Origin of the sequence: Janthinobacterium sp. HH102, from assembly GCF_001758625.2 — a bacterium.
In the GTDB taxonomy this organism is placed as follows: Bacteria; Pseudomonadota; Gammaproteobacteria; order Burkholderiales; family Burkholderiaceae_D; genus Janthinobacterium.
The window spans coordinates 706,144-721,904 of the sequence record NZ_CP062062.1 but is presented as its reverse complement, the minus strand read 5'-3'; the positions used below and the strand labels follow the sequence as shown (position 1 = coordinate 721,904).

At 59.6% G+C, this 15,761-nt stretch carries 7 protein-coding genes; 3 read left to right on the top strand and 4 right to left on the bottom strand.

All coding sequences use genetic code 11. From position 1 onward, the window contains the following. Positions 1-48 precede the first annotated feature (48 nt). From JAB4_RS03265 to JAB4_RS03255, 3 genes are all read left to right on the top strand, one after another. The gene (locus JAB4_RS03265; RefSeq protein WP_070223400.1) at positions 49-1,869 is read left to right on the top strand and encodes a DUF885 domain-containing protein; all 1,821 of its coding nucleotides are present in this window, start codon (positions 49-51) and stop codon (positions 1,867-1,869) included. Between the two features lie 158 nt (positions 1,870-2,027). Continuing rightward, complete coding sequence (locus tag JAB4_RS03260) at positions 2,028-3,107, top strand: SRPBCC family protein (RefSeq protein ID WP_139143865.1); 1,080 nt, start codon at positions 2,028-2,030, stop codon at positions 3,105-3,107. Beyond that, positions 3,104-4,279: a zinc-dependent alcohol dehydrogenase gene (locus JAB4_RS03255; RefSeq protein WP_070223396.1), complete on the top strand. Its 1,176-nt coding sequence runs from the start codon at positions 3,104-3,106 to the stop codon at positions 4,277-4,279. Before JAB4_RS03260 ends, JAB4_RS03255 begins: the two co-directional genes overlap by 4 nt. Positions 4,280-4,340: 61 nt before the next feature. On the opposite strand, the gene JAB4_RS03250 is transcribed toward JAB4_RS03255, so the two are convergent. From JAB4_RS03250 to rpoB, 4 genes are all read right to left on the bottom strand, one after another. Next, positions 4,341-5,180 (bottom strand): HDOD domain-containing protein, encoded by an 840-nt coding sequence (locus tag JAB4_RS03250; RefSeq protein ID WP_070223450.1) that lies wholly within the window; start codon positions 5,178-5,180, stop codon positions 4,341-4,343. Positions 5,181-5,256: 76 nt separating this feature from the next. Next, entirely contained in the window at positions 5,257-5,889 is a 633-nt protein-coding gene (locus tag JAB4_RS03245) for a transcriptional regulator (RefSeq protein ID WP_070223394.1), read from the bottom strand. 1,319 nt (positions 5,890-7,208) lie between these two features. After that, complete coding sequence (gene rpoC / locus JAB4_RS03240; RefSeq protein WP_034753138.1) at positions 7,209-11,450, bottom strand: DNA-directed RNA polymerase subunit beta'; 4,242 nt, start codon at positions 11,448-11,450, stop codon at positions 7,209-7,211. 109 nt (positions 11,451-11,559) lie between these two features. Next, complete coding sequence (rpoB, locus tag JAB4_RS03235; RefSeq protein ID WP_070223392.1) at positions 11,560-15,666, bottom strand: DNA-directed RNA polymerase subunit beta; 4,107 nt, start codon at positions 15,664-15,666, stop codon at positions 11,560-11,562. Between the last annotated feature and the right edge of the window lie 95 nt (positions 15,667-15,761).

Sequence of the window (15,761 nt, the reverse complement as noted above, 5' to 3'; positions counted from 1 at the left end):
GACCTCGCTACGCCTCCGTTCATTCCCTCCTTACAAAGGATCTCGCGCATGAAGCATCGTTTTGCCGCCGGCACCCTCGGCACCCTGGCCATCTCCCTGTTGTTCGCCTACGCGCCCATGGCGCAAGCGGCCCAGCCCGCGGCCAAAGCGGCCGTCGCGCCGGCCGTCAGCGCGCCAAAAGCCAAGCAGCAGCTGCAAGTGCTGGCCGACCAGTACTACGATGCGTTGGCCCGTTTCGAGCCGATCAATGCCACCGAGAGCGGCGACAACCGTTTTGACGACCAGCTTGGTTCAGCCATCGTGCCCGCCGCGCGCGCAAAGCAGTTCGCCCTGTACCGCCAGTACCAGAAGACCCTGCGCGGTATTGCCCGCGCGCAGCTGTCGCACCAGGACCAGATCAACTACGATATCCTCGACTATGAACTGGCCACGGCACTGAGCTTCGAGCGCTTCCCCGAATATCTGCTGCCTTTGAACCAGATGGACAGCATGCCCGTCACCCTGGCCAATTATGCGGGCGGCGAGGCATCGCAACCTTTGACCACGGTCAAGGAGTATGACGCTTACCTGAGCCGTATCGGCCAGTTGCCGGGCTGGATAGACCAGGCCATCGCCAACATGAAAGTCGGCATGCAAAAGGGCATCGTGCTGCCGAAGGCGCTGACGGAATCGGCCCTGCCGCAATTCAAGAAGCTCGTCAGCGCCACGCCGCAGGACAGCGTGTATTACACGCCCATCAAGAACTTGCCGGCCAGCTTTTCCGCCGCCGACAGGGAACGCCTGACGCAAACCTACACCGTCATCATCAAGGCCAAGCTGATGCCTGCGCTGCAGCGCCTGGCCACCTTCATGGAACGCGATTACCTGCCGGCCGGCCGCACGAGCAGCGGCTGGAGCGCCCTGCCCGATGGCGCGGCCTGGTACCAGGCGCGCGTGGCCAGCAGCACCACGACGGATTTGAAACCGGAGCAGATCCACGCCATCGGCTTGAAGGAAGTGGCGCGCATCCAGGAACAATACGCGATCGTCGGTCCGAAGATGGGCTACAACGGCCCGGCCGCCGGCTTGCCCGTGTGGGTATCGGAACAGGCGAAATACCGCCCGTTCAAGACGGAGCAGGAAGTGCTCGACGTCTACCGCAAGCTGAACGTGCTGCTGGACAGCAAATTGCCCGCCCTGTTCACCCTGGTGCCTAAGGCACCGCTGGACTTGCGCCTGGAACCTGAACTGAGCCGCGATACGGCCGCCGATCACTACACGGCCCCGGCCGCCGACGGTTCGCGCCCGGGCGTGTTCTGGTCCGTCGTCACGGATCCGAAACTGTATGGCGACACGGGCATGACCACCCTGTTCCTGCACGAAGGCAAACCGGGCCACCATTTCCACCTGGCGCTGGTGCAAGAGATGGACTTGCCGAACTTCCGCCGCTTCGGCGGCAACAATGCCTTCACGGAAGGCTGGGCCCTGTATGCGGAAACCCTGGGCAAGGAAATGGGCCTGTTCGACGATCCTGCCCAGTACTTCGGCCATTTGAACGACGAGATGCTGCGCGCCGTGCGCCTGGTGGTCGACACGGGCTTGCACACCAAGGACTGGACGCGCGAGCAGACGATCAAGTACATGCGCGACACCCTCGGCTATGACGCGGTGGCGAGGAGCGAAACGGAACGCTACATGGCCTGGCCTGGCCAGGCGCTGGGCTACAAGATCGGTTCGCTGAAAATCGTCGAACTGCGCCAGCGTGCCCAGCAGGCGTTGGGTGACAAGTTCAGCCTGCCGAAGTTCCACGAAGTGGTGCTCGGCGACGGCACCCTGCCCCTGAAACTGCTCGAAGCCAAGGTCGACCGGTGGATCGCGCAGCAAAAGTAAGCTAGCCCACTCTTGCGAGAACGGCAGCGCCAGTTGGGGCTGCCGTTTTTTTTCGTGCCGATATTTGATCTGGCACAGATCCAGCGTATGTCGCGCACGCCCGCCGGAACGCGTACCAGACAATGCTGCCTAATTCCCATACACAGAAGGGAGGCAGCATGCAAAGCGAAGACAGGAACGACGCCGCCACGGCTGGCCCGCCCGCATGGCAAACATCAGCGGAGATGCCCTATCACGGGCATGACGCCATTCTTCACTACACCAGTGCGCGCGGCCAGGCCGATGGCCGGCCGCAGCGGCACATTCCCGACGATACCGCACGCGGCAAGCCTGCCATGATCACGGCGCTTGGCTGGCTCAGCATCGGCCTGGGACTGGCCCAGCTGGTGGCGCCGCGCGGCCTGGCGCGCGCCAGCGGCTTGCGCGGCGTCTCGTCTTTCTGGATACGCGCCATCGGCCTGCGCGAAATGGCGTGCGGCGTGGCCTTGCTGCGCGGCGAAACCGCTCCGGCCTGGCGCTGGTCGCGCATCGCCGGCGACGCCATGGACCTGTCGCTGCTGGGCGTGGCCATGGCCAGCCGGCGCCATGCGCGCACGCGCCTGGCGGCGACGGCGGCCGTGGTGGCAGGCGTGACGGCCATCGACTACATCGCCAGCGCCCAACTGGCGCCGCGCAAGCTGAGCGAATTACCCGCGCCCGGCGAAGAGGGATTGGCGCTGCAAAAGAGCGTCATCGTCAACCGTTCCGCCGACGATTGCTACCGCGCCTGGCGCGACCTGGAAAACCTGCCCCGCTTCATGCCGGGCCTGCAGTCGGTGCAGGTGATCGATGCGCGCCGCTCGCGCTGGCACAGCGTCGAGGGCGAGTGGATAGGCGAACTGACGCAAGAGCGTCCGGGTCAGGGCTTGCGCTGGCGCGCGGCACAGAACCATGCCGAAACGGGAGCGCTGGAACTGTCGCCCGCTCCCGGCGGGCGCGGCACCGTGGTCACCATGCAACTGCACATGCAGCCGCCGGCCGGCAAGGTGGGCGCGGCCGTGGCGGGCCTGTTCAGCCAGGCGCCCGCCTACCAGATCGAAACCACCTTGCGCCGCTTCAAGCAGTGGATGGAAACGGGCGAGGTCAGCACCACAGAGGGCCAGCCGTCGGGCAAGCGCAGCTTCAAGACGCGCTTGCTGCACAAGGCTGGCGGCACGGTCGCTGCCCCTCGACCGCAAGCAAACGGAGGTGTGTCATGAAAGCCAATTGCTGGCACGGCAAGCGCGACGTGCGGATCGAACAAGTACCCGATCCCGTCATCCTCAATCCCGGAGACGCCATCATCAAGGTCAGTTCCACGGCCATCTGCGGTTCCGATTTGCACCTCTACAATGGCGTCGTGCCCACCATGGAACAAGGCGACATCCTCGGCCATGAATTCATGGGCGAGGTGGTGGAGGTGGGCTCCGCGGTGCGCAAACTCAAGGTGGGAGAACGGGTGGTCGTGCCGTTTCCCATCGCCTGCGGACGCTGCTTCTTTTGCGAACAACAGCTGTACTCGGTGTGCGAGAACTCCAATCCCAACGCCTACATGGCGGAAAAGATGTGGGGCCACTCGGGGGCGGGCATCTTTGGCTATTCCCACCTGACGGGCGGTTACGCGGGCGGCCAGGCGGAATACGTGCGCGTGCCGTTTGCCGACGTCGGCCCCATCCAGGTGCCGGACGAGCTCAAGGATGAACAGGTACTGTTCCTCTCGGACATACTGCCGACCGGCTACATGGCGGCCGAAGCCTGCGCCATCACGCCGGGCCAAGTGGTGGCCGTGTGGGGTTGCGGCCCCGTGGGGCAGTTCGCCATCCAGAGCGCCTTCCTGCTCGGCGCCGAGCGCGTCATCGCCATCGACCATTACCCGGAACGCCTGCGCATGGCACGCGAACTGTCCGGCGCCGAAACCCTGCATTTCGATGCGGTGGACGTGCCCGACGCCCTGCGGGAAATGACGGGAGGACGGGGACCCGATGCCTGCATCGATGCCGTCGGCATGGAAGCGCACGGTTCCGGCGTCAGCTATATCTACGACCGCCTCAAGCAGACGATGAAACTGGAATCGGACCGCCCCACAGCCCTGCGCGAAGCACTGATGGCGTGCCGCAACGGCGGCGTCGTCTCGGTGCCGGGCGCGTATGGCGGCTTCAGCGACAAGATCCCGTTTGGCTCCATCATGAACCGTTCATTGACCATCAAGACGGGGCAAACCCACGTGCAGCGCTACATGCAGCCGCTGCTGGAACGGATACAACGGGGCGAGCTCGATCCCGGTGCCATCATTTCCCATCACTTGAGCCTGGACGAAGCACCGCACGGCTACGAGATCTTCCAGAAGAAGCAGGAGCAATGCATCAAGGTCGTATTGCATCCCGGCCCCTGACCGGTCCCGGCAGGCATGCTGGCAGACGGCGTGGGCGGGTCAGACAAGCAATGCGCTGACCTCAGACGAGCAGCGCGGCACTCATCGAGCGTACTTCCTCGTCCGATTCGGCCAGGATGCTTTGCAGGGTCTCGTTGTCGATAATGAAATCGATGACGGAATCGGAGGGCGTGAGCATTTCCACGTACGTCACCTGCAAGGGCGAGGGCACGGGCGACAGTTGCTTGGCCAACAACAAGGTGTCGAGCAGGGAGTCGGGCGGAATGGACAGCAAGCCATCGCGCAAGCCTTCGATGGCTTCGCTCACGGCCCGCGGAATCAGCAGCTTCTTCATGACTTCGCGGGAAATAATTTCTTCGGCGGACTCCATCCAGTGATCGGCATCGTCGTCGAGCAGGCCGGGAAATTCATCGGCACGCGACAACAGGTAAAAACCGCCCACCTCATGCACGATGCCGGCGAACAGCGCCGTATCGGCATCGACGTTCGTCACGCGGCGGGCCAGCACGTGCGCCAGCGCCGCCACGTGGGCAGTGTGCTCCCACAGCTGGGTCGCCTTCTGGCGCAGCACGGGGTCGATGATCTTGCTGCCGAACTGGCGCACCACCATGGCCGCCACCAGCGCGTACAGATTGCGGTAGCCCATGCGCATGACGGCGGCGCGCACGCTGGTCACGGGCGCCGCATCGCCGCGGCTGTACACGGCCGAATTGGCCAGCGCGACCGTGCGCGCCGCCAGCAAGGGCTCGGCCAGTACCAGCTTGATCGCATGGTCGATATGGCAGTCCGGTTCAGCCAGGGCCAATTGCAATTGCAGTGCTGAATTAACGCTCGTGGGAAACGTTAATTCTCCGCGCACCGCTTGGGAAACAATTAAACCGAAAGCCTGTAGTTTATTCATCATACGATCAATCCGCCTCAGATATTATTCTGGCCAACAATTTCATGTACCTGAAATTGAATGCCAGGCCCGGCCTTTAGAATACAGATGGCATGTCATTCGCTTGTAATGAAGAATCCGGTAATGCCAGCGCCTGCAATAGCGATTCATCGCCGATGACAAACAACTTCGGCTGCTGTAATACCTGCAGCAGAAATGGCTGGCCTTCACGCAGCCGCCGGCGATAATCCGCCAGCGTATATAGGTTGGGATTGATTTTACGCCGTAAGGTTCGCTCGGCCGGGGCCAATCCCGTCAACAGATCGCCATAATTGGCTTCTTCGCCCACCAGCAGCAAATCGATGGCGCTGCCGGGCAGGTCCTGCCCCTTCGCCGCGGCGCCCGACACAAATGCCAGGTGCAGCTGGGCACGCAAGGGCGCCAGGGTCATGCTGAGCACACCGACGATGCCGAAGGTTTTTTGCACCAGTCCGCTCAACTCCGGATACACGAGACTTTCCTTGTTAGGCCAGAAGCGCCGCACGTTGCCGATCCGCTCCGATATGATCAGGCCGGACTCATGCAGACGGCGCAGCTCCCGCTGTGCCGACGCGCTCCCCATGCCCGTCAAGCGCATGATCTCGTTCAAGTGAAAGCCTTCATTCACGCGGACAAAGAGCAAACCCAGCAGTTTTTGCTGGGCGGGAGTAAACAGGGCTTGGGCAATCATGCGCCAAATCTTAGCATGAATGAACTGAAAACTGGCGTGGCGCAGGCAACGGGGCGTGACGCCACAACAACGCCGTGATGCGTCATCACCAGCAGTTGGGCGAGCCCATGGGCAGCAAAGCGGGATGACGCAACAGCAGTAGCCAAGAGCCGTCAACGGCAAGCAGCCATTCTTGTAAGCGCTCACTTCAAATTCGTCGGCGCCACGTCTACCATCCTGCCTCGCACCTGCACGAGTCTGGCGTCAACCGCGTTACACGGTTTTAGTCCATCAATTCAAACATGCTCGACGTAATTTAGCTCGGCCGCATTAAGCTATCAGCGTATCAGAATGCATGCCTGCATAAGAATCTTGTTCGTCATCTTGGCCGGTAATAAAGAGCATGACTTTTAATGCGTGCGTTGACCTTCCATTTTACGCTTGCCATTTATATAGGCTGCGAAATACAAATGAATGGGTGCGAACAAGCGACAACCGAAAATCGTGTTCCTCAGTGAGCGATATAAATGATGTGCTGCCGTGGCGATATGCATGCCAATCGAATAGACAAATGGAATGGGCTGCCATCATTTACCGCCTGCCACGCTATCTTTTCGCGCATGGCAATGCGGACAGGCATAAAAAACGGCACCCGAAGGTGCCGTTCTTGTCAGCTAGCAGCGGTCAGCTAGCAACGCAGATTACGCTTCGTCGCCGTGGTGTTACTGGGTCTCGATTTTCTAGCAGATCTTCGGTGGCGGCACCGGCCAGCGTGGTTTTATCGGCCAGCAGCAGCGCTTGACGCTCTTCCACTTCCCACGCTTCTTTCTCTTTGCGTGCATCGTGGAAGGCCGCGCAACGGGCATAAAAAAACGGCACCCGAAGGTGCCGTTCTTGTCAGCTAGCAGCGCAGATTACGCTTCGTCGCCGTGGTGTTGCTGGGTCTCGATTTTCTAGCAGATCTTCGGTGGCTGCACCGGCCAGCGTGGTTTTATCGGCCAGCAGCAGCGCTTGACGCTCTTCCACTTCCCACGCTTCTTTCTCTTTGCGTGCATCGTGGAAGGCCGCGCAACGGGCATAAAAAAACGGCACCCGAAGGTGCCGTTCTTGTCAGCTAGCAGCGCAGATTACGCTTCGTCGCCGTGGTGTTGCTGGGTCTCGATTTTCTAGCAGATCTTCGGTGGCTGCACCGGCCAGCGTGGTTTTATCGGCCAGCAGCAGCGCTTGACGCTCTTCCACTTCCCACGCTTCTTTCTCTTTGCGTGCATCGTGGAAGGCCGCGCAACGGGCATAAAAAAACGGCACCCGAAGATGCCGTTCTTGTCAGCTAGCAGCGCAGATTACGCTTCGTCGCCGTGGTGTTGCTGGGTCTCAATATCCTGCAGCGCTTCGGCAGCTTCGCCAGCCATCGAGGCTTTCTCGGCCAGCAGCAGTGCTTGACGCTCTTCCACTTCCCACGCTTCTTTCTCTTTGCGTGCGCGGTGGAAGGCCAGGCCCGTACCGCCAGGAATCAGACGGCCGACGATGACGTTCTCTTTCAGACCGCGCAGACCATCGCGCTTGCCCATGATCGCCGCTTCGGTCAGCACGCGGGTGGTTTCCTGGAACGATGCGGCCGAGATGAACGAATCGGTCGACAGCGATGCCTTGGTAATACCCAACAAGACGTTTTCGTAGGTCGCTGGAATCTTGTTCTCAACGGCCATGCGATCGTTCTCGTCCAGCAGTTCCGAACGCTCTACCTGCTCGCCAACGATGTAGTTGGTGTCGCCGGCATTGACGATCTGTACGCGGCGCAGCATCTGACGCACGATCACTTCGATGTGCTTGTCATTGATCTTCACGCCTTGCAGACGGTACACGTCCTGCACTTCGTCAACGATGTAACGTGCCAGCGCTTCGATACCCAGCAGACGCAGGATGTCTTGCGGATCGGCCGGGCCGTCCACGATCATCTCGCCCTTGTTCACGACTTGGCCGTCATGCACCAGCACTTGTTTGTCCTTGGTGATCAAGAACTCATGCTTGTTGCCGTCCATGTCCGTGATTTCCAGACGCTGCTTGCCCTTGGTTTCTTTACCGAACGCAACCGTACCCGTGACTTCCGCCAGCATACCGGCATCTTTCGGCGAGCGCGCTTCGAACAGTTCCGCAACGCGTGGCAGACCACCGGTAATATCGCGCGTTTTTTGCGATTCGGTAGGAATACGTGCCAGCACCTCACCCACCGATACCTGTTGACCGTCCTTGACCATGATCAGCGCGCCGACCTGGAAGCCGATCGCCACCGAGTGTTCGGTGCCGGCGATCTTGACTTCTTCGTTCGCGTCGTTGATCAGCTTGACTTGCGGACGCAGGGTCTTGGTCAGCGAACCGCGACGTTTCGCATCGATCGCCACCAGGGTGGACAGACCGGTCACTTCGTCGACCTGACGGGCGACGGTGACGCCTTCTTCGACGTTCTCGAAACGCACTTGACCGGCGTATTCGGTAATGATCGGACGGGTCAGCGGATCCCACGTTGCCAGGGCCGTACCGGCCTTGATGACCATGCCGTCCTTGACGATCAGGGTCGCACCGTACGGTACTTTATGACGCTCACGCTCACGGCCGTGGTCGTCGGTAATCAGCACTTCACCGGAACGGGAAATGACGATTTGCGCGCCCTTGCCGTTCGTCACGTAACGCATGGTTGCCGTGAAGCGGATGGTACCGTTCGACTTGGCTTCCACCGACGATGCCACTGCCGCACGCGATGCCGCACCACCAATGTGGAACGTACGCATGGTCAGCTGGGTACCAGGTTCACCAATCGACTGCGCTGCCACCACACCGACGGCTTCGCCGGCGTTGACCAGCATGCCGCGGCCCAGGTCGCGGCCATAGCACTTGGCGCACAGGCCGAAGCGCGTGTCGCAAGTCAGTGGCGTGCGGACCTTGACTTCATCGATGGACAGACGCTCGATCTCTTCGACCATGTCTTCGTCCATCAGGGTGCCGGCTTCGTACAGCGTTTCCTGGGTTTCAGGATTGACGACGTCATGCACCACCACGCGGCCGAGGATACGGTCACGCAACGGTTCGATGACTTCACCACCTTCGACCAGTGCCTTCATGACGGCACCGTTCATGGTGCCGCAATCGTCCTCGATCACCACCAAGTCTTGCGTCACGTCCACCAGACGACGCGTCAGGTAACCGGAGTTCGCCGTTTTCAGCGCCGTATCGGCCAGACCTTTACGCGCACCGTGGGTCGAAATGAAGTACTGCAAAACGTTCAGACCTTCGCGGAAGTTCGCGGTAATCGGCGTTTCGATAATCGAGCCATCCGGTTTGGCCATCAGACCACGCATACCGGCCAACTGGCGAATCTGGGCTGCGGAACCGCGCGCGCCGGAGTCGGCCATCATGTAAATGGCGTTGAACGATTCTTGCGTCGACTTGGTGCCGTCGCGGCGGATCACGTCTTCGACTTTGAGCTGGTCCATCATGGCCTTGCCGACTTCATCCGAGGTTTTGCCCCAGATATCGACGACCTTGTTGTAACGCTCGCCGGCGGTCACGAGACCCGAGGCGTATTGCTGTTCGATCTGCTTGACTTCCGATTCGGCCGTCGCGATCAAAGTGACTTTTTGAGGCGGTACCAGCATGTCGTCGACGCAGATCGAGATACCGGCGCGTGTCGCCAGGCGGAAACCCGATTGCATCAGTTTGTCTGCGAACACCACGGTGGCGCGCAGGCCGCACTTGCGGAACGACGTGTTGATCAGCTTGGAAATTTCTTTCTTTTTCAGCGCGCGGTTCAAGACGGAGAACGGCAGGCCTTTCGGCAGAATTTCCGACAGGATCGCACGGCCGATCGTCGTTTCGTAGCGGGTAACCGTTTTCTCGAATTCGCCCGTTTCGGCGTTTTTCGGGTATTCGGTAATACGCACGGTGACGCGGGTCGTCAGTTCGACTTCCTTGTTGTCGTAGGCGCGGATCACTTCCGACACGTCAGGGAACATCATCCCTTCGTTCTTCGCATTGATCGCTTCGCGGGTCGCGTAGTACAGACCCAGCACGATATCCTGGGAAGGAACGATCGACGGTTCGCCGTTCGATGGGAACAGGATGTTGTTCGATGCCAGCATCAGGGTGCGTGCTTCCATCTGCGCTTCGATCGACAGAGGAACGTGGACCGCCATTTGGTCACCGTCAAAGTCGGCGTTGAATGCGGCGCAGACGAGCGGGTGCAGCTGGATGGCCTTGCCTTCAATCAGGACTGGCTCGAACGCCTGGATACCCAGACGGTGCAAGGTTGGTGCGCGGTTCAACATGATCGGATGTTCGCGGATCACGTCTTCCAGGATGTCCCATACGACCGGTTCCTGGATCTCGACCAGCTTTTTCGCTGCCTTGATCGTGGTCGCCAGACCCATCAGTTCCAGTTTATTGAAAATGAATGGCTTGAACAGTTCCAGCGCCATCAGTTTCGGCAAGCCGCACTGATGCAGTTTCAATTGCGGGCCCACGACGATGACCGAACGACCGGAGTAATCGACGCGTTTGCCCAGCAAGTTTTGACGGAAACGGCCGCCCTTGCCCTTGATCATCTCGGCCAAGGACTTCAGCGGACGCTTGTTGGCGCCGGTCATCGCTTTGCCGCGACGGCCGTTGTCCAGCAGCGAATCGACCGCTTCTTGCAGCATGCGCTTTTCGTTACGCGTGATGATCTCTGGAGCGCGCAGCTCCATCAGGCGTTTCAGGCGGTTGTTACGGTTGATGACGCGGCGATACAGATCGTTCAGATCCGAAGTCGCGAAACGGCCACCGTCCAGCGGTACCAGCGGACGCAATTCCGGCGGCAGCACTGGCAGCACTTCCATGATCATCCAGTCAGGCTTGATGCCCGAACGTTGGAACGCTTCCAGCACTTTCAGGCGCTTCGCGTATTTCTTGATCTTGGCTTCGGATTTCGATTCCTTCAGTTCCACGCGCAGGGTTTCGGCATCGCGGTGGATGTCGATCGAGCGCAGCAGTTCACGGATACCTTCGGCGCCCATGAAGGCGGTGAAGTCGTCGCCGTACTCTTCGTACTTGGCGGCGTAGTCGTCTTCCGACATGATCTGGCACTTTTTCAGCGGAGTCATGCCTGGATCGGTCACGACGTATGCTTCAAAGTACAGCACGCGTTCGATGTCCCGCAGGGTCATGTCCAGGACCATGCCCAGACGCGACGGCAGCGACTTCAGGAACCAGATGTGCGCGGTCGGCGAGGCCAGCTCGATGTGGCCCATGCGCTCGCGGCGCACTTTGGCCAAGGTGACTTCGACGCCGCACTTTTCGCAGATCACACCGCGGTGTTTCAGGCGCTTGTACTTGCCGCACAGGCATTCGTAATCCTTGATCGGGCCAAAGATCTTGGCGCAGAACAGGCCGTCGCGCTCAGGCTTGAAGGTACGGTAGTTGATGGTTTCCGGCTTCTTGACTTCGCCGTAGGACCACGAACGGATTTTCTCAGGCGAAGCGAGACCGATCTTGATTGCATCGAAGGTCTCGTTGGTCTGTACTTGCTTGAATAGATCGAGCAGTGCTTTCATGTATCACTCCAGAGGTGATTAAATTTCTATATTCCTGAGACTACATTGCCCGGCGTGGTTTCCCAGCCGGGCTTTGTGTTTCCCAAACCAAATGACAGGGTGCTGTCGTTTAGTTGCGTTCGAGGTCGATATCGATACCCAGCGAACGGATTTCCTTGACCAGCACGTTGAACGATTCCGGCATGCCGGCGTCGATCACGTGGTCGCCCTTGACGAGGTTCTCGTACACTTTGGTACGGCCATTCACGTCATCGGACTTGACCGTCAACATCTCTTGCAAGACATACGACGCGCCATACGCTTCCAGTGCCCAGACTTCCATCTCACCGAAACGCTGACCACCGAACTGGGCTTTACCGCCCAGCGGCTGTTGCGTCACCAGCGAGTAAGGACCGGTCGAACGCGCATGCATCTTGTCATCGACCAAGTGATGCAGTTTCAGCATGTGCATGACGCCGACAGTGACCTTGCGCTCGAACGCTTCACCGGTGCGACCGTCATACATGGTCACCTGGTTTTTCGAAGCGGTCATGCCCAGGTTCTTGGCGATGTCGTCCGGATACGCCAGGTCCAGCATGCGGCGGATCTCTTCTTCATTGGCGCCGTCGAACACTGGCGTGGCGAATGGAACACCTTTTTTCAGGTTTTCCGCCAGCTTCATGATCTCTTCATCGTCGAAGTCGTTCAGGTCTTCCGCACGGCCGTTGTCGTTGTAGATCGTCGTCAGGTACTTGCGCACTTGCTCGACCTTGGTTTGCGCCTTCAGCATTTCGCCGATGCGGATACCCAGACCCTTGGCAGCCCAGCCCAAGTGCGTCTCGAGAATCTGACCAACGTTCATCCGCGAAGGAACGCCCAGCGGGTTCAGCACAACGTCGGCTGGCGTGCCGTCGGCCATGTATGGCATGTCTTCCACAGGAACAATACGGGAAACCACACCCTTGTTACCGTGGCGACCTGCCATCTTGTCGCCCGACTGCAGGCGGCGTTTCACGGCCAGGTAGACCTTGACCATTTTTTGCACGCCTGGTTGCAGCTCATCGCCTTGCGTCAGTTTCTTGCGCTTCTCTTCGAAGGCCAGATCGAACTGGTGACGCTTCTCGTTGATCGACTCCTTGATCGCTTCCAGCGCTACCGCGGCATCGTCGTCCGCAGGGCGGATGTCGAACCAGTGGTATTTGTCCAGATCGGCCAGGTATTCCTTGGTGATCTTGGCGCCTTTGGCCAGCTTTTTCGGGCCGCCGTTGACAACTTTGCCGATCAGCATTTTTTCCAGACGCTGGAAGGCATCGCCTTCAACGATACGCATCTGGTCGTTCAAGTCCAGACGGAAGCGTTTCAGTTCGTCATCGATAATTTGCTGGGCACGCTTGTCGCGCACAATGCCTTCACGGGTGAAGACTTGCACGTCGATCACGGTACCGATCATGCCCGAAGGCACGCGCAGCGACGTATCTTTCACGTCCGAGGCTTTTTCGCCGAAAATCGCGCGCAGCAGCTTCTCTTCCGGGGTCAGCTGGGTTTCGCCTTTTGGCGTCACTTTACCAACCAGGGTGTCGCCCGCTTGGACTTCTGCACCGATGTAGACGATACCGGACTCATCCAGACGTGCCAGCTGATTTTCAGCCAGGTTCGAGATGTCGCGCGTAATTTCTTCCGCGCCCAGTTTCGTGTCACGGGCCACCACCGACAACTCTTCGATGTGAATCGAGGTGTAGCGGTCGTCCTTGACGACGTTTTCCGAGATCAGGATCGAATCTTCGAAGTTCAGACCATTCCATGGCATGAAGGCCACGGTCATGTTCTGGCCCAGCGCCAATTCACCCAGGTCGGTCGATGCGCCGTCGGCGATCACGTCGCGCTTGGCAACACGGTCGCCCACTTGCACGATAGGACGCTGGTTGATGTTGGTGTTCTGGTTCGAACGGGTGTACTTGATCAGGTTGTAGATGTCGACGCCCACTTCACCAGCTTGCGCTTCGTCATCATTGACGCGAATCACGACACGGCCCGCATCGATGTAATCGACGATACCGCCACGCAGCGCTTGCACGGTGGTGCCCGAGTCGACCGCAACGGTGCGTTCGATACCGGTACCGACCAGCGCTTTTTCCGGACGCAAGCAAGGCACGGCCTGGCGTTGCATGTTGGCGCCCATCAATGCACGGTTTGCATCATCGTGTTCGAGGAACGGAATCAGCGAGGCAGCGACGGAAACGATCTGGCCTGGCGCCACGTCCATGTACTGGATGCGCTCCGGGGAGACCAGGATGGTTTCGCCGGCTTCACGGGCCGAGACCAGTTCATCGGACAACATGCCGGCGTCGTTGATGGTCGCATTCGCCTGAGCGATGATGTAGCGGCCTTCTTCGATGGCGGACAGGTAGTCGATCTGATCGGTAATCTTGGAGCCTTCGACCTTGCGGTACGGGGTTTCCAGGAAGCCGTATTCATTCAGGCGGGCGTACAGAGCCAGCGAGTTGATCAGACCAATGTTCGGACCTTCCGGTGTCTCGATCGGGCAGACGCGGCCGTAGTGGGTCGGATGCACGTCGCGCACTTCAAAGCCGGCGCGTTCGCGTGTCAGACCGCCGGGTCCCAGAGCCGATACGCGGCGCTTGTGGGTAATTTCCGACAGAGGATTGGTTTGGTCCATAAACTGCGACAGCTGGGACGAACCGAAGAACTCGCGAATCGCAGCCGAAATCGGCTTCGAGTTGATCAGGTCGTGCGGCATCAGGTTGTCCGCTTCGGCTTGGCCGAGGCGTTCCTTGACGGCGCGCTCAACACGCACCAGGCCGGCGCGGAATTGATTCTCGGCCAGTTCGCCCACGCAACGTACGCGACGGTTACCCAAGTGATCGATATCGTCGACTTCGCCGCGGCCATTGCGCAGTTCCACCAAGATCTTGATCACGGCCAGCACGTCTTCGTTCGACAGCGTCATGGCGCCGGTCAGTTCATCGCGGCCAATGCGACGGTTGAACTTCATGCGGCCCACGGCCGACAGGTCGTAGCGGTCCGAGTTGTAGAACAGGCCATTGAACAGCGCTTCAACGGAATCTTCCGTTGGCGGTTCGCCTGGACGCATCATGCGGTAGATCGCCACTTTCGCAGCCATCTGGTCGGCGGTGTCGTCGATACGCAGGGTTTGCGAGATGTAGGCGCCCTGGTCCAGGTCGTTCGTGTACAAGGTCTGGATTTCGGAAATGTTGGCGTCGCGCAGGCGGCCCAACAGGTCTTCCGTCAGCTCATCGTTCGCGGAAGCGACGACTTCACCGGTGTCGCCATCGACGATATTCTTCGCCAATACGCGGCCCAGCAGGTAGTCTTCCGGTACGGAAATGTGCTTGATGCCGGCAGCTTCGATATCACGCACGTGTTTCGCGTTGATACGCTTGTCTTTCAGCACCAGGGTCTTGCCCGACTTGTCGACGATGTCGAAACGCGCCACTTCGCCGCGCAGACGCTCGGAGACGAATTCCATTTCCGCGCCTTCGGAGCGCAGGTTGAAATTGTCGAAGACGAAGAAGTTCGCCAGGATTTGCTCGTGCGACATGCCGATGGCTTTAAGCAGAATCGTCACTGGCATCTTGCGGCGGCGGTCGACGCGGAAGAACAGGATGTCTTTCGGGTCGAACTCGAAGTCCAGCCACGAACCGCGGTAAGGAATGATACGCGCGGAGAACAGCAGCTTACCGGACGAGTGAGTCTTGCCGCGGTCGTGCTCGAAGAACACGCCAGGCGAACGGTGCAGCTGGGAAACGATCACCCGCTCCGTGCCGTTGATCACGAACGAACCGGTGGTCGTCATGAGCGGCAATTCGCCCATGTAGACTTCCTGTTCCTTCATCTCTTTGACGACGGGCTTGGTCGGCGATTCCTTGTCCAGGATCACCAGGCGCACTTTCGCGCGCAGCGGCGACGCGAACGTCAGGCCACGTTGTTGACATTCTTTGACGTCAAAGGCAGGATCGCCCAGAACGTACGACAAGAATTCGAGTCGCGCAAAACCATTGTGCGACACGATAGGGAAAATCGAGGTGAAAGCCGACTGCAGGCCATCATTCTTGCGGCCGGACGGTGCTATGTCCTCTTGCAAGAAGCTATGATAAGACTCGAGCTGGGTCGCCAGCAGGAACGGAACGTGGTGAACGTTGGCGCGCTTCGCGAATGATTTGCGAATGCGTTTCTTCTCAGTAAATGAGTAGTGCATGGACACTCCGTGAGTGACAGAAAGGATAGAAAATTCAGGTTTTGCAAGTGTTCGTTTGCACCGCTGCGTGTGACACAGACGAAACCTCAAGGCTC